Annotated in this window: 16 protein-coding genes and 1 tRNA gene; 10 read left to right on the top strand and 7 right to left on the bottom strand. The window is 46.2% G+C overall.

Translation table 11 applies throughout. From position 1 onward, the window contains the following. The first annotated feature begins 240 nt into the window (after positions 1-240). The 9 genes from AC2CG4_RS16580 (at position 241) to AC2CG4_RS16540 (ending at position 8494) form a co-directional block, all read left to right on the top strand. The gene (locus tag AC2CG4_RS16580) at positions 241-1884 is read left to right on the top strand and encodes a hypothetical protein (RefSeq protein ID WP_484487325.1); all 1644 of its coding nucleotides are present in this window, start codon (positions 241-243) and stop codon (positions 1882-1884) included. A gap of 46 nt (positions 1885-1930) precedes the next feature. Next, on the top strand, positions 1931-2530 hold the full coding sequence (locus tag AC2CG4_RS16575; protein ID WP_484487324.1) for a hypothetical protein: 600 nt from the start codon (positions 1931-1933) through the stop codon (positions 2528-2530). Between the two features lie 74 nt (positions 2531-2604). Then, the gene (locus AC2CG4_RS16570) at positions 2605-3648 is read left to right on the top strand and encodes an agmatine deiminase family protein (protein ID WP_484487323.1); all 1044 of its coding nucleotides are present in this window, start codon (positions 2605-2607) and stop codon (positions 3646-3648) included. Then, complete coding sequence (locus AC2CG4_RS16565) at positions 3648-4544, top strand: carbon-nitrogen hydrolase (RefSeq protein ID WP_484487322.1); 897 nt, start codon at positions 3648-3650, stop codon at positions 4542-4544. The genes AC2CG4_RS16570 and AC2CG4_RS16565 overlap by 1 nt, the downstream gene beginning before the upstream one ends. Before the next feature lie 137 nt (positions 4545-4681). Continuing rightward, positions 4682-5377, top strand: a complete 696-nt coding sequence (locus AC2CG4_RS16560; protein WP_484487321.1) for a GGDEF domain-containing protein — start codon at positions 4682-4684, stop codon at positions 5375-5377. A gap of 93 nt (positions 5378-5470) precedes the next feature. Then, the gene (gene bcp / locus AC2CG4_RS16555; RefSeq protein ID WP_484487320.1) at positions 5471-5944 is read left to right on the top strand and encodes a thioredoxin-dependent thiol peroxidase; all 474 of its coding nucleotides are present in this window, start codon (positions 5471-5473) and stop codon (positions 5942-5944) included. 226 nt (positions 5945-6170) lie between these two features. Next, the gene (locus AC2CG4_RS16550) at positions 6171-6614 is read left to right on the top strand and encodes a helix-turn-helix domain-containing protein (protein ID WP_062067277.1); all 444 of its coding nucleotides are present in this window, start codon (positions 6171-6173) and stop codon (positions 6612-6614) included. Positions 6615-6719: 105 nt separating this feature from the next. Continuing rightward, positions 6720-7064 (top strand): preprotein translocase subunit YajC, encoded by a 345-nt coding sequence (gene yajC / locus AC2CG4_RS16545; RefSeq protein WP_062067275.1) that lies wholly within the window; start codon positions 6720-6722, stop codon positions 7062-7064. Between the two features lie 80 nt (positions 7065-7144). After that, the gene (locus AC2CG4_RS16540) at positions 7145-8494 is read left to right on the top strand and encodes an alanine/glycine:cation symporter family protein (protein ID WP_484487319.1); all 1350 of its coding nucleotides are present in this window, start codon (positions 7145-7147) and stop codon (positions 8492-8494) included. 10 nt (positions 8495-8504) lie between these two features. On the opposite strand, the gene AC2CG4_RS16535 is transcribed toward AC2CG4_RS16540, so the two are convergent. The 7 genes from AC2CG4_RS16535 to rne all read right to left on the bottom strand — a co-directional run bounded on the left by AC2CG4_RS16535 (position 8505) and on the right by rne (position 13975). Further along, a complete protein-coding gene (locus AC2CG4_RS16535; RefSeq protein WP_484487318.1) occupies positions 8505-8837 on the bottom strand; it encodes a TusE/DsrC/DsvC family sulfur relay protein in 333 nt (110 codons plus the stop codon). A gap of 1 nt (position 8838) precedes the next feature. After that, a complete protein-coding gene (gene tusB, locus AC2CG4_RS16530; RefSeq protein WP_484487317.1) occupies positions 8839-9147 on the bottom strand; it encodes a sulfurtransferase complex subunit TusB in 309 nt (102 codons plus the stop codon). Between the two features lie 2 nt (positions 9148-9149). Next, positions 9150-9512 (bottom strand): sulfurtransferase complex subunit TusC, encoded by a 363-nt coding sequence (gene tusC / locus AC2CG4_RS16525; RefSeq protein ID WP_484487316.1) that lies wholly within the window; start codon positions 9510-9512, stop codon positions 9150-9152. A gap of 5 nt (positions 9513-9517) precedes the next feature. Further along, complete coding sequence (gene tusD / locus AC2CG4_RS16520) at positions 9518-9907, bottom strand: sulfurtransferase complex subunit TusD (RefSeq protein ID WP_484487315.1); 390 nt, start codon at positions 9905-9907, stop codon at positions 9518-9520. 65 nt (positions 9908-9972) lie between these two features. Continuing rightward, the gene (locus AC2CG4_RS16515) at positions 9973-10656 is read right to left on the bottom strand and encodes a Bax inhibitor-1/YccA family protein (RefSeq protein ID WP_484487314.1); all 684 of its coding nucleotides are present in this window, start codon (positions 10654-10656) and stop codon (positions 9973-9975) included. A gap of 235 nt (positions 10657-10891) precedes the next feature. Further along, a tRNA-Ser gene (locus tag AC2CG4_RS16510) sits at positions 10892-10981 on the bottom strand. 156 nt (positions 10982-11137) lie between these two features. Continuing rightward, positions 11138-13975, bottom strand: coding sequence for a ribonuclease E (rne, locus tag AC2CG4_RS16505; protein ID WP_484487313.1), 2838 nt, complete (start codon positions 13973-13975; stop codon positions 11138-11140). Between the two features lie 847 nt (positions 13976-14822). On the opposite strand from rne, the gene rluC reads away from it, so the two are divergent. After that, on the top strand, positions 14823-15821 hold the full coding sequence (rluC, locus tag AC2CG4_RS16500) for a 23S rRNA pseudouridine(955/2504/2580) synthase RluC (RefSeq protein WP_484487312.1): 999 nt from the start codon (positions 14823-14825) through the stop codon (positions 15819-15821). Positions 15822-15827: the final 6 nt, after the last annotated feature.

Here is a 15827-nt window from a genome sequence, read left to right as displayed (position 1 = left end):
GGCGCCATTATAGGCACAAGGTTTTGCTGTCGGTAGCCTCATTTTGTGTCACGGCTGATCTTGGCTATGCTTGAAGTCTATTTATCAATTTCGTGTATTACTCAGGGTATTAGCCATATGCGGCGAACAATTAGATCATTCATGGCTTTACCTGCACCCAGGTGGAGTTTACGAGCGCTGTTTTTATTTACTTGTGCATTGCTTTTTGCCTGTGGTGGTGGGGGCGGAGGTGGCTCAAATTTGGTGCTGGCTAGTAGTAAATCCCCCTCATCTGCTGGCGGTGTAATTAATAGCTCGCTAGCGAACTCATCAATTACATCACCTTCTAGCTTATCTGCTCTTAGCTCAACAGTGGCGAGTTCATCGCTATCTGGTAGCGTCACCCTCAGTGGTAAGGTGACTTATGACTTTGTCCCTCACAATAACACTCAAATCGGGTTGGATTACTCTGCTACCAGTATCAAACCTGGTCGCGGTTTGGTGGTTGAGTTACTTGATTCTAATAATCAGGTGTTAGCAACCACCTCCACCAATAGCGAAGGTGTTTACAGTCTGGTCATTGAACGCAATAAACAGGTGAAGGTGCGCGTGAAAGCCCAGCTCTTGAGTGCTCAGTCACCCGCATGGAATTTTACTGTTACGGACAATGCCAGTGGCAATAGCCTTTACGCGATGGACGGTAGCTTGGTTGCCGCGAGTGAATCGACGGCTACACGTGATTTGCATGCGGCATCTGGTTGGACGGGAACGGGTTATACGCAGCCCCGTGTTGCCGCGCCCTTTGCAATTTTAGATTCTATTTTTTTAGGTGTTGAACGTGTTGTGGCAGCGGGCAACAAACGTGATTTTCCCGCGCTGGAATTACGCTGGAGTGTTAAAAATAAAGCGGCCGATGGTGATTTAACCTTGGGCGAAATTGGCACTAGTTTTTATAATGGTGCCGCAATCTATATATTGGGCGATGAAAACAACGATATAGATGAATATGATCGACATGTGATCTTGCATGAGTGGGGGCATTATTTGGAAAGCAATTTTGCCCGCTCTGACAGTATTGGCGGCGATCATGTTTATGGTGATAAATTGGATATGCGCGTAGCTATGTCTGAAGGTTTTGCCAATGCTTTTTCGGCAATGATGTTAGATGATCCCAATTATCGTGATGCTAGCGGTGCACAGCAACGCGATGGTTTTGTGAATAATGTTAGCCGTAAAAATCACAACGTGCGCGGGTGGTATTCAGAGGCGTCGATACAATCTGTGCTTTATAATTTTTATTCCAGTAGCAATGGAAGGTTAGCGCGGGACTTCACCGACATTTTTTCTGTTATTAACTCAACTAGCTATTCCAATAATTCGGCAATGGTATCTGTTTACCTATTTGCTGATGTGTTGCGCAGTATTATCCCGGCGCAAATTACACCGTTTAATACATTATTGCTTGAGCAAAACATTGAAGCCAATTCCGCTTTTGGTGATGGGGAAAGCAATAGTGGTGGCTATACGGGTAGTTTGCCGGTTTATAAGACATTACCAGTGAACAATACAAAAATTAATGTATGTAGTACCAATCGTTTTGGCGCTTATAACAAGTTAGCGGTAGCCCAGTTTTTGCGACTGGATATTGCTTCAGCTGGCACCTATCAAATTACGGTACAAGAGGCAGGTGAAGATTCGGGTGATTCTGATCCGGATATCTATCTTTATCGCCGAGGAAATTTGTTGGCATTGGCTGAGAGCACGATGATTGATCAAGAGGGGTTGTCACGGTTTTTATCAGTGGGGACTTACGTGCTCGAGCTTGTTGATGATCGCGCTATAGATGTTGATAACACCAACGAAATTACTGCTTGTTTTGACGTGAGAGCAGAGCGACTTAATTAAATGGGAGCGTTGAATTGTGAATAACAGGGTTGCTAGGCCTTTTCGGTTGTCGCTGACGATAATTGCGCTGTGTACTGCGATGTATGGGTGTGGAAAACACACAGCAGAGCCCTCGGAGCAATTTACTGGCGTAGAAAATGTAACTGTGCCGGGTGAGCTGACAAATAGTGCAACAAGTGCGTCAACTAAAGGTAAAAAAGCGTTGCATCAAACTCACTCGTTAGTAAAACCAGGTGCTGCGGTAAAGTTGAAAAATACTGAGCCGCTCTTTTTTGCTGCTCCGGGTGTATATGAGCATTCCTTAGTATTGGTTTCAACCAGTCAGACCGGCAAGATGACAATTGATTTATCATCCAGTGAGGGGGTAGACATAGTTTCACCGGTGCGTCATTTTGAATTTGAATTGCGGGCGGATAGTGAATATCAGGTGCCGCTAACACTCAGTACGAATGCTGATGGCCGCTTTTATGTGCAATTACACATCAATATTGAGGCTGATGGTGTGGCTGAAACCCGTGTTATTGCAGCTATAGTGCAAGTGGGTAATCCTGTCGTGAAAGTGCAAAAGGCCACTACCACAAGCAGTATAAAAAAAGCAGATGGTGTTATTTCGCTACCTGCGCAAGAGAGTATTTCTCCACGCTAATTCATTGGGACGGGCGCTTTGTTTATAATGGCCAGCTAATGACTGGCCATTTTGCGTTTTATTGAGGATATTTTATGTCAAGCCAACGATTGCCCGCCGAATGGGAACCACAAGATGCTGTCATGCTGACTTGGCCCCATAAAAATTCACCTTGGGATTGGATTCTGGATGATGTTGTTGAGCTGTACGAGGCTCTGGCTACCGTTATTTGCGATTACGCTGATGTAGTGATTGCAGTGCCTGCCGACCAATTAGAGGAAGTTCGCGGTCGCCTTGAGGCGATGGGTGCGCCACTGGAATATATTCATCTTTATGCTTGTGCGAGTGATGATAGCTGGGCACGAGACCATGGGCCGTTGACTGTTGAAACATCCGAGGGTTTTAAATTACTGGATTTCCAATTTAACGGTTGGGGCAATAAATTCCCGCATGATTTGGATAATCAAATTTCTCACCAATTGTTTTCCCAAGGTGCATTTCCTTTTGCCAATATTGAAACGCAGGATTGGGTGCTTGAGGGCGGCTCTATTGAGGTTGATGGGCAGGGTACGTTACTGACGACTTCATCTTGTCTGCTCAATAAAAATCGCAATCAAAATTTATCGAAAGCCGATGTTGAAGCGCGTTTAATTGCTGCATTTGGCGTGACGAAAATTAATTGGCTGGATCACGGTTACCTTGCTGGCGATGATACCGACGGCCATATAGACACGCTGGCGCGCTTGTGCCCTAACAATACAATTGTTTATACCGCCTGTGATGACGAGCAAGACGAACATTATGTCGAACTCAAAAAAATGGAGGCACAATTGCAAACTTTTACCAATGCGCAGGGGGAACCTTATCGTTTGCTGCCATTGCCTTGGGCAGGTGAAGTATTGGGTGATGAAAGCGATGAGCGTTTACCATCGACCTACGCCAACTTTTTAATTATCAATGAAGCTGTTTTGGTTCCCATTTATGGCTTGCCAATGGATGAAGATGCGTTGGAAGTTATTTCTCAAGCATTTCCGGGCTACGAAATTTTTGGCATTCCCTGTTTGTCGTTGATCGAGCAGGGCGGAAGTTTACATTGCATTACTATGCAAATTCCTGAAGGTGTAAGGGAGCGAATCTAATGTTGAACTCTGTTGTAAAAACATTGCAGGTGGGTCTAGTGCAGCAATCCTGTACCGCGGATCTCGCTGCTAATCTCGTCAAATCAATTGCGCAAATTCGTATCGCCGCGCAACAGGGGGCGAAGTTGGTGGTGTTGCAGGAATTGCATCGCGGTCTATATTTTTGCCAGCAGGAAATGGCTGAACACTTTGATTTGGCAGAAACAATTCCGGGGGCAAGCACCCAAGTGTTGGGAGCGCTTGCACAGGAGTTGGATATTGTTATTGTTGCCTCTCTATTTGAGAGGCGCGCAGTGGGTTTGCACCATAATACCGCAGTGGTTATCGAGTGCGACGGCACTATCGCGGGCAAATATCGCAAAATGCATATCCCGGATGATCCCGGCTATTACGAGAAATTTTATTTTACGCCGGGCGATTTAGGCTTTCAGCCCATTCAAACATCGGTCGGAAAGTTAGGGATTCTCGTTTGTTGGGATCAATGGTTTCCGGAAGCTGCGCGCCTGATGGCTATGGCCGGAGCCGAGCTGTTAATTTATCCAACCGCTATTGGTTGGACTCCGGATGAAGATGCCGACGAGAAGGTGCGTCAGCGTGATGCCTGGGTTACGGTGCAGCGCGCCCATGCGATTGCGAATGGTTTACCGGTGATTAGCGTCAACCGTGTTGGCTATGAAGCAGACCCGGCAGGTGGAGTAGGGTTGGATTTTTGGGGAAGCAGTTTTGTCACTGGCCCTCAAGGCGAGTTTTTGTTCAATGCGAGTGTCGATCAGGAAGAGACCAAAGTGGTTACGGTTGATTTGCAACGCAGTGAGCAAGTGCGCCGCATGTGGCCCTATCTGCGCGATCGCCGCATAGACCATTACGGTGAGTTGATAAAAATTTATCGGGATTGACTAGAAAAAATGCCGTGTTTTTCACGGCTTTTTTACTGATTTTCTTGGGGAAATAGTTTCTGGTTAGGGTGAATTATTTCGTCTAGACTTGGTGCAGGAAATTAACTTAACACCTTGAAAAAGAAGCAATATTGATTATGGATTCTTCTGCATCCCCTCCTGATGTTGTTGCGCTTTCCTGTCCGCTTGGCGACGCTCCCTGCCAATTTCTGCAGGAGCTGCAAACTCTGCGGCAAGAGGTGGATCTATTAAAAGAACAGGTCCGTACTGACGCACTAACTGGGCTATATAATTTTCGCTTTTTCTCCGATGCTCTGCCTCTAGAGATGGAGCGTGCAAGCCGTTCCTTTCAGCCGCTATCGCTGATTGTTTTGGATATTGATCATTTCAAAGGATTTAATGATCGCTGGGGGCATGAATTAGGCAATCGCGCCTTGGCGCATATTGCACAATTAATCGCGTTGACTATTCGCAAATTGGATTTTGCTTGCCGTTTTGGCGGTGAAGAGTTTGTTATTTTGCTGCCAAATACTGATTTGAGACAGGCCGTCAATGTTGCGGAGCGGTTGCGGGAAATCATTGCTACCACACCACTGGTGTATGATCAGGGGGCGATTGCTATCACAGCAAGTTTAGGGGTTGATGAATATCGCGGTAACCACAGTGATAGCCCGGAAGGCTTTATTGAGCGTGTTGATACATGGCTGTATCAAGCGAAACATGCGGGACGCAATTGCGTAAAAAGCCCTGTTGTTGAACCTGCCGATGCGAGTACGACCGTTACCACGGAAGAAAAAGATGCGCTGTTTGGTGCGTTTGGTTCTGACAAGTAAATCAGTTTCTGATCATGTTGTTATCTACTGCAATAGTTTTATGCGTATTATTTTGGTGTATCTTACAAATTATTCTTTAAGGTTGATAAGTTAATGTCGTTTCCCAAAATTGGTAATCTCGCTCCAGTATTTGCACTCAAAAATCAAGCCGGAATTGAAGTTGCATTAAAACAATTCAAAGGCAAAAAAAATGTTGTGTTGTATTTTTATCCTAAGGCTTCAACGCCGGGCTGTACGGTGCAGGCTTGTGGTATCAGAGATGCTCGTGACGAGTTTGACGCGCTGGACACGGTTGTACTGGGTGTGAGCCCTGACGCACCTGCTAAGCTGCAAAAATTTATCGACAAATACAATTTGAATTTCGATTTGCTGGCCGATGAAGATCATGCGCTTGCGGAAAAATACGGTGTGTGGGGGCTCAAAAAATTTATGGGTCGTGAGTTTATGGGGATATTGCGCACCAGTTTTATTATCGATAAAGACGGGCGATTGAAGCATATTATTGATAAGGTGAATACCAAGACGCATGATCAAGAAGTGCTCAATATTCTACGCAATGGCATTTAAAGTGACTTTTATATAATTACTTGTGATAAAAAGCACGTGCTTTGAATATAATTTATACGTATTTCACTTTGATTCAAAAAAAGTTCGTCTATAATCACTGGTACTGAGAGTTGTTTGAGTGCTTCACGGATGGTGCTTAATAATACGGTAGTGTTTTTAGGCTACCAATAAAAAACACTCCTGCTCGATTTCATAAACGCCCTTAATTGGCAAAGGAGACGCCTGGATGATCCAATTACAACGAATTTACCGCAATAGTGAGCATTATTCTGAAAACTCTTTTGAGGGATCTGACGTTAGATCTTATGAAGAGTATTTAGCTATGGCCGACATTCCTAAGTTTGAAGGTGTCTCGGCACGTGTCATAGATGCTTTAAAGCAAAGAGTTGGGCGGGACGACCTCTCTATTGATCGAATTGCAGAAGATTTGAAGCTTTCAAAAAGAACCCTTCAGCGTCGCTTACAACAGCAAAGTGCAAACTTTGCCCAACTGCGCGACATTTTGCGTTTTCATTATGCGATTAAATACCTCATTGATGAACACATGAGTGTTGATACTGTGTCCAAAGCATTGGATTTTTCGGATCGCACTAGTTTCACGAATGCTTTCAAACGTTGGACAAGTCTTTCCCCTAGTGTATTTAGAAAGTTATTCCGTGATTACGCTTAGTTTATATCCCTCTTTTTGACAGTCTTGTTTGATTAAAGATCGCTAATTGCCTGTACCTTTCAAAAGAGGTAGAGTTAGCGCTCTTTATTCTACGAGGTTAGTTTCATGAGTTTCTTTATAGCATCCGCAATGGCTCAGGCTCAAACAGCGCCAGCACCGCAAAGTAATCCAATGATTACTTTATTAATGTTTGGTGGCATGTTCCTGTTCATGTATCTGCTGATTATTCGTCCCCAGCGCAAGCGCCAAAAAGAACATCAGAACCTAGTGTCTGCCTTGGCTAAAGGTGATGAGGTCATCATGACCAGCGGTATGTTAGGCAAGATTCTTAAGGTTGATGATGCTTATGTAGTCATCGAAACTGGTAATAACGTGGAGCTTAAATTCCAAAAAGTGGCAGTTCACGCTGTTCTGCCAAAGGGTACCATCAAGTCCATTGATGCGGCTTAAATGTTAAAAACCGGAAAGGGGGGCTTAGGCCCCTTTTTTATTGTTCTGATTACCTTCTTTCGTAATTCCCTGGAGTTCTTATGGAGTTAATTCATCAGTCTGTAGCCTGGTTAAATGGCATAGTTTGGGGTGCCCCTATGCTTATCCTAATTCTGGGTACTGGGCTGTTTTTGATGGTGGCTTTAAAGGGAATGCCCATTTTTCAGGTTTTAATGGGCTTCCGGTTAATGTGGGGTGGAAGGGCTAAGGGTGACCCAGCTACTGGCGATGTGAGCCCATTTCAGGCATTGATGACCTGTCTTTCAGCTACGGTAGGTACGGGAAATATCGTGGGCGTGGCGACCGCTATTTTTTTGGGAGGGCCAGGCGCGTTATTCTGGATGTGGTGTACTGCTTTGGTTGGTATGGCGACTAAGTATTCGGAAATTGTGTTGGCTGTGCACTATCGCGAAAAAGATGAGCGCGGGGAGTATTGTGGCGGCCCGATGTATGCGATTAAAAATGGGCTGGGTAAATCTTGGGCATGGCTGGGGTTTGCATTTGCTATTTTTGGCGGGCTTGCTGGATTTGGCATTGGCAATATGGTGCAGTCCAATAGTATGGCTGATGTGTTGGAGTCTACCTTTCATATTGAGCGATGGATTACGGGTTCGGTTGTTACGATCATTGTTGCATTGGTGATATTGGGTGGGATCAAACGTATTGCCAAAGTTTCCAGTTCATTGGTGCCCTTTATGTGTGTTGGGTATGTCATTGCATCAGCTATTGTTTTAGCAATCTATGCTGATCGCATTCCCGCAGCATTTGGCTTGATTTTTACTCATGCATTTACCCCGTCGGCGGCTAGTGGCGGATTTGCTGGTGCTGCAGTGATGATGGCAATTCAATACGGCGTTGCGCGTGGGATTTTTTCCAATGAGGCAGGTTTGGGTACGGGTGGCATTGCCCAAGCGGCTGGCACAACCAATAGCCCGGTTCGCTCTGGATTGATTGGTATGATAGGCACTTTTATCGACACCATTATTATTTGCAGTATGACTGGATTAACCATTATCTGTTCGGGTGTGTGGACGAGTGGCGAAAAAGGTGCCAGTTTATCGGCAGCGGCTTTTGAGTCTGCGTTGCCCGGTGTTGGTGGCTATTTTCTGGCGATAGCACTGTTGATTTTTACATTCACCACAATTCTAGGGTGGAGTTACTTTGGGGAGCGCTGCTGGATCTATCTCGCTGGTCGTAAAGCGGTGTTACCTTTTCGGGTACTTTGGGTGGTGGCTGTATTTGGTGGTGCTGTATTTCAATTGGATTTTGTATGGTTGCTGGCTGATACGCTAAATGCGCTTATGGCGATCCCAAATTTGATTGCATTGTTGTTGTTGAGCCCTGTGGTACTAAAATTAACTAAAGATTATTTTGATAAAAATAATCTTTAGTTGGGCGTATTTACAAGCAATTGGTGGGGCGCGGTAGCCCTGCTATTTTGCTTGCAATTCTTGCTGGACTAGGCGGGAAAAGCTCTAACAAATAAATGCTGCGTCCTTTCTCTGCGCCGAGTTTTTTCTCGGTATATTTTACCAGCGCGCGCATTGCTGGGGATAATTCAAACTCGCGATAAAACTCTTGTAAAAGAGCGATAATCTCCCAGTGGGCGGGCGTTAGCAAAATATTTTCTTGTGCGGCAATTGTGTTGGCGATTTCTTTGTCCCAATCTTCAAGGTTGATAAGGTAGCCGTCCTTGTCTAGCGCAATATCGCGCCCATGTATGTGAAGCTCCATATTAATACCAGCTTTGCACTGATTGATGATTGAGTGTCAATTGTACGAAGATGTTGTAATCAATTAATTTGATGTTCGGTGCTAGTTTATCTTCCAGTCCGCGCGCTTTGATATCGCTGATCAATGCAAACACACTAATCCCATTTTGAATCAGTTTTTGCAGTTCATCTGCTCCCGGGGCTGAAGTAATGGCTCCAAATACACCGTCTTCCAATAATAAAATGCCATCATTCTCCGAGCATACAGCTAAGCAGGAGGTGAGAGTGTTGTGTGAATAAGGTGATTTATTAATTGTGTGTAGTGTGCTCATATTTAAAAACTCAGGAGATGATCCTGTTGGTTTAGTAAGCTTCCTACGTCCTTATTATTTAGCAATTGTAGATTGTCGAGAATAAGTTCATCCGTTCTTATAGCTCGTGCATTTAAAGACTCTTGGTGTGTATAAATATTTTCTATGCCATACAGGGCGAGTGCTGGAAGTATGGAGGCAATATTTTTTTGATCAATCTGGTTGCTTTGTTGATTTTTGAGTAATTGGAACACGCCGTCATCCATAAATAAAATACTTATGTCCTGATCGTAAACCGACGCTGCTAGTGCAATGTCAATTGCCTCTGTCGCGGTACTCTTGCCGTAAGGTGCTTGTCGGCTTATCAATAATATTTTTTTGCTCATTTCGGTTAACCAAAACTAATTAATCTGTCCGATACAACGGCTGCCTCAACCAATTGCCCTAGGCCGCTAATGGTGAATTCACCTGCGAGATTGTGCGAAGGTTTATCGTAGCGTTTGGCTTCACTCTCATTCAGTACGCCGCGACGTAAGGCGGCCGCTATACATACAACAAGATCGAGGTTGTGATCTTTAGCTAATGATTGCCATGCTTGCTGCAGATTAAATTCATCTTGCGGCGGTGAAGCCAGGTTTGTAGCGTTGTGTGCACCATCTTGATAAAAAAATATGCGGTGTAGCTTGTGTCCTTGCTCCAATGTCGCCATTGCGAACTTGTAGGCACTGTAGCTTGCCTGGGATGAATAAGGGGCAGCGTAAACGGCTAATGAAAAAATCATGATTTAAGGCGAAACCCAAAAAATAAGGCTCCACAAGGGAGCCTTGAGTGAACACTTTAAGAATATTAGTCGTCGCTGGCAACACCGAGCAAATGCAGTAAGCTGGTGAACAGGTTGACGATAGAAAGAAACAGGCTTGTGGTGGCCATTATATAGTTGGTTTCACCGCCGTGAATAATTTCACTGGTCTGATAAAGAATCAATGCCGACATCAGCAGAACAATACCAGCCGAAAATGCTAATTGAAGGCCGGAAAATTGGTAGCCAAATAATGAGGCGCCCAATAAAAACACCATGACCGCGAGCATGACCATCATACCTACAGCGACAAATCCGCCGAGGAAATTGAAGTTTTTGCGTGTCGTGAGTACATAGGCCGAGAGGCCGACAAAAACGATTGCGGTTCCACCTAAGGCTTGCATGATTATGGTGGAGCCATTCGCCATACTGAGATAGCGGTTAATGATTGGGCCAAGGCCAGCACCAATTAGGCCGGTGAAGGCAAACACAACCAGTAGACCGGTAGCCGAATTGGCTGTGCGTGGTAGTACAAACCAAATGAGTGCCATAGCAATAAGGCTCATGATTAACCCTGCGCCATGTCCCAAGCCTGCCGCCATGGATACCCCCGCAGCAAGGGCGCTGAATGCCAGTGTGAGGCCCAGCAGCATGTAGGTGTTGCGCAGTACTTTGCTGGTTTCTGTTTGGCTCAGTGTTTGAGCTGTTTGAACGTTATAAAGTTCTTGCATAAAACCCTCCATCAGATAATTACTGAAATAACATATAAGAAACTTGGGGTGATAATACAAATAAGCAACTACAAAGCCAAGCTATTACGAATTTACTTAATGTCAGCACATGCTGGGTTGGGAGCGATGATGTGGTTTTTGACCAGAAAAAATGATGGGGGTTTCATTACTATTGATGGCGCGAATGAGCGATAAATAAAAAAGGCGCTAGAAAAATCTAGCGCCTTTTTTGATATGGCGGAAGGGCAGGGATTTGAACCCTGGGTAGGCTCGCACCTACGCCGGTTTTCAAGACCGGTGCATTAAACCACTCTGCCACCCTTCCGAGTGCGGCAAATTATACATAGGTTTTTTTATTGGGCAAGAGAAAAACACTATTTTTATAGCCAAATATTGAGTTAAATTTTTAACAACCTTAACTATTGAGCATAAAAAAGCCGAATTGTTTCCAATTCGGCCATTTTGATTTTATTGCTCGTTTTTACTCACTGATGTTGTGCTTGTTTCGGCGAGGATCATTTGACGGCCTTGAGAGCGGGCGCGGGTTGTGATCGACGCTAGGTGGTAAGCTGGTGTCTAGCGCGCGCGAAGCGTGTGCTTCAATTGTTTCAGTAATGATGCTCACGTTACTTACCGGTTTTGGTGCTTTGCGTGGGTCATTGCTCGCTCTTGCTGGAGGTGCAAGATTGATCTCAGTTACTGTTTTTCTTTCGGGTGTTTCAATTTCCACTTCAGGAGTTGTTGCAGTTGTAGGTGCCTCGGTGGTGATTGGTTCAGCAGTTTTGATGATTTCAGGTATCGAATCTGTTTCGTTGCTGCTCTCAAGTAGTTTTTCGGTTTGTGCTTCAGCTGGTGGTGTCGCAGCTACCTCAATTATTGTATCGGTATTGCGTGCGCTAGTTGTCGTCTCTGTCGGTTGCATTGATGTTTCAGTGCTGACAATAGGCTCAGGCTTGGTGGCTTGAACTTGTTGCGCATGTTCGGCTATGGCTGCAGAAATTTGTTGTGCCAATTGGGCTGATTCACTCAGCACTTTGGGTTCATCTGACGCACTAGGTTGCGTCGCATTTTTTTCTTCAGCGCTTACTGGCTGCGTCTCATTCTCGCTGCCTTCGTGGCGACTGCGGCGACGCTGCTGTGAGCGAGTGCGGCGTCCGGCAGGGCGTTTGGATGGACGTTGATCATCGCTTTCATCCTGCACTACTGCTTCATTGGTGTTGGTGTCAGCTGCCAGTATTGCATTCTCTTCTTTTGGGGCTTGACGGCGACTGTTGTCGCGTTCATTGCGCTGATTGCGGTTGCGCTGCTGGCGTGGCTCATCATCACCAGTTTGTGCATCGCGCGGTGGCTGTTCGCGTTGTTGATCTCGGTTGTTACGTGACCGACGTTGTTCGTTATCGCGTGAATCGCGTGAAAAACTCTCGCGTTTGTCGCCATCTCTGCCGTCGCGCTTATCCAGATCGCGTGAAGGTTTTGCTTCGCCTACTGGGCGATGGTCTAGGTTGTCGAGGATTTCGCGATCTTCTTTGCGATCTTTGTCGCGGCGATTGTTGCGGCCGTCGCGACGGCTATTGCGGCCGGAGTTGCGGCGACTATCGCGTTTGTGTTCGCGTTTACCTTTAGCTTCTTCGCTCTTTTCACCGCTAAAAATACTGCTTAATGAACCGAGTAGGCGTGACAACAGGCCGGGCTTCTTGGTTGGCTCCGGTGCTGGTTGGCTTGGGCTGCTTGGTTGAACCAGTGGTTTGGGTAAATTGATGGGCTTGGCTTTAAAATCTTCTTCGTCAGTCTTGGTTTCGTCAACATGAGCAACGATTTTATAGCTGGTTTCCAATGTGCCTTCGTCATCATCGCGTAAACGCTGAACTTCAAAGTGCGGGGTCATTAATTCTGCGCTGGGAACAATGACCACGCGGGTATTGTTGCGCAGTTCAATGCTGGAAATAGTTTTGCGTTTTTCGTTCAGCAGGTATGTGGCCACAGATACTGGGCAGATCGCGCGAATTTCAGCACTGCGCTCTTTTTGTGCTTCGTCTTCAACCAAGCGAAGGATGGAAAGAGCCAAGGAGCGTGTGCCACGAATGTTGCCAACACCATCGCAGCGCGGGCAGATTTTTGAGTGGGTTTCCCCCAAAGATGGGCGCAAGCGTTGGCGAGACATTTCCATCAGGCCAAAACGGGAGATGCGGCCGATTTGTACGCGCGCTCTGTCCATCATAAGTGCGTCGCGCACACGGTTTTCAACTTCGCGTTGATTGCGCACTGGTTGCATGTCGATGAAGTCAATAACAATCAGGCCGCCCATATCGCGCAGGCGCAATTGGCGAGCGATTTCATCGGCTGCTTCAAGGTTGGTTTGCAGTGCGGTTTCTTCAATGTCGCCGCCTTTGGTGGCGCGTGAAGAGTTGATGTCGATAGCAACCAAGGCCTCGGTTGCATCGATTACAATTGAGCCGCCGGAAGGCAATTTTACTTCGCGTTGGAATGCGGTCTCGATCTGAGACTCGATTTGGTAGCGATTAAATAGCGGGATGTCGTCTTTATACAGTTTTACTTTGCTACGGTAATTTGGCATTACTTGCTGGATAAATCCTGCTGCAAGGTCAAAGGCTTCTTGGTTATCAACGATCACTTCGCCTACGTCTTGACGTAAGTAATCGCGGATAGCGCGAATAATAACGTTACTTTCCTGGAACAAAAATGCTGGTGCAGGGGAGGTTTTGGCTGCTGTTGCTATGGATTCCCAGAGTTGTAGCAGATAGTTAAGGTCCCACTGCAGTTCTTCAGAGCTGCGACCAACACCGGCGGTGCGGATGATAACGCCCATGCCATTTGGGACTTCAACTTCACCCAGTGCGTCTTTCAGTTCGGCGCGATCTTCGCCTTCAATGCGGCGAGAAATTCCGCCTGCTCTCGGGTTGTTGGGCATTAAAACGAGGTAGCGGCCAGCAAGACTGATAAAGGTGGTTAGGGCGGCACCTTTGTTGCCGCGCTCTTCTTTATCGATTTGTACAATTACTTCTGTGCCTTCTTTCAGCACATCTTTGATTTTGATGCGGCCATCAGACTCGCCAGAGTGTTTACTGAAATATTCGCGAGAGATTTCTTTTAATGGAAGGAAGCCGTGACGCTCTGCGCCATAGTCAACAAATGCGGCTTCGAGGCTTGGTTCAACGCGGGTGATACGGCCTTTGTAAATGTTGGATTTTTTCTGTTCGCGATTGCGGTTCTCAATGTCTAGATCGTACAGCCATTGTCCATCGACTAGCGCTACGCGCAACTCTTCTGGTTGAGTTGCATTAATGAGCATTCTTTTCATGTGTTACCTAATTGTTTGTCTGGGAGCGTCTAACTCACGTAACAATCAGGGTTAACACGGTGCTGTTCTGCGCAACCTAGTGGACTAATGCGCTACCCGGTTGATGATGGGCTCGCATTAGCGGTTGGTGGGGTTTACCTGTTGGCTTGCGCAGTGTGATCGCTTTGCAGCGACTGCAATATCTTGCCTTTAATAACCAGATGGCCCATTTGGCTCATTCATTTATACCGGAGTGTCCGGTATTTCTATTTGTGGTGCTTACTAGTGGTGCTCGGTCAAGGCGGTATTCCATCCTGTTGCGACCGGGTTATGCATTCATTCATCTTGATTGATTGAGTGTCAGTCGTGAAGATAATCGATCTTCAAATCGGCTTCTCAATCAAATGGTTGGTGTTAATGGTTCAACCACAAGATTAAATTTGCAACCTGCAAAATTAGCATCGGATAAGCTGCTGCATCGCATGCGATGCTCTCATCCGGAATTTACAAATAGAGCTTTCTTGAGCTCAACAAAACAAAAACAGTGTTAACAATGAGTGCAACGTTGGTTGACGCAATTGTTAGGGTAGTTGCAGAGCGGAGCTCAGCTTCTACCGTTGTCAGTTTCATCAAGAGCGGGAGCTTTATACATTCATTGTGTATTGAAGCTGGCGCTCTTGCTGTCAGCGGTATTTCCTAATGATGCGCCTGTCTTTTGCGCGCGACCCGGAAACCAGCCTGTATCAGCCGTCTGAATATAGCAGCTCTCTAGATATGCGGCAATTAAATCAGTGATTTACCTGTCTTTTTGGGGATGCTTAGGTTGTGACGGGTGTGGTTGTTCAGTGGTATCGAGTATCATGGCGCCATGAAAATACTCTCTGAAAATACTGCACAAACTACGGGTGACTCATCGCTTGTTCAGGTGACGATTCTCTCTATCGACGCGGATCAAGCTGGTCAGCGGCTCGATAACTTTCTGATTGCGCGCCTCAAAGGGGTTCCCAAATCGAAAATTTATAACGTTATTCGCAAGGGCGAAGTGCGCGTCAATAAAGGAAGGATTAAGCCGGAGTATAAACTGGTGGAGGGGGATTCTGTGCGGGTCCCGCCTATTAGAACGGCGGAGGCGGGTACAGAGGCGAAAGCGAGCCATCAAATGATATCGTTGCTGGCTAAGTCGATCTTATTTGAAGATGATGGGCTGTTGGTGATCAATAAGCCTCCGGGACTTGCTGTGCATGGTGGCAGTGGAATCACTCTTGGTCTGATTGAAACTCTGCGCCAGATGCGCCCTGACGCTCGTCATTTGGAGTTGGTGCATCGCCTTGATCGCGACACATCGGGCTGCATTATGGTGGCCAAAAAGCGCAGTTATCTGCGCCATCTGCAAGCCGCCTTACGCGAAAAATCAGCCGGTGCGGGCGGCATTAGCAAGGTCTATCAAGCCTTGGTTGTTGGGGATTGGCCAAAGCGTATTCATCAAGTCAATGCACCTTTATTAAAAACAGAGGTGGCTGGTGGTGAGCGGGTGGTGCGGGTTCATCCAGAAGGTAAGCCGAGTTTGACAGAGTTTAAAGTGTTGCGGCGCTTTGATGGTTTCAGCTTGATTGAGGCGCGTCCCATCACGGGTCGAACTCATCAAATTCGTGTACATGCCCAATATGCGGGTTGCTGCCTTGTTGGTGACGAAAAATACGGTAACGATGATATTAATGCGGTGATGCGAGAGAAGGGCGTTAAGCGTTTGTTTCTGCATGCCTCTGCGCTTTCATTTTATTTGCCGGAATCTGAAGAGCTTACGCATGTTGAGGCTCCGCTGCTCCCCGACCTATCAATTCCGTTAGGTAAGTTGTCTGCTATTTAGTTGGAG

The sequence above is a fragment of the Cellvibrio sp. ATLC23 genome (assembly GCF_057196725.1).
This window is presented reverse-complemented; position numbering and strand designations above follow the sequence as displayed.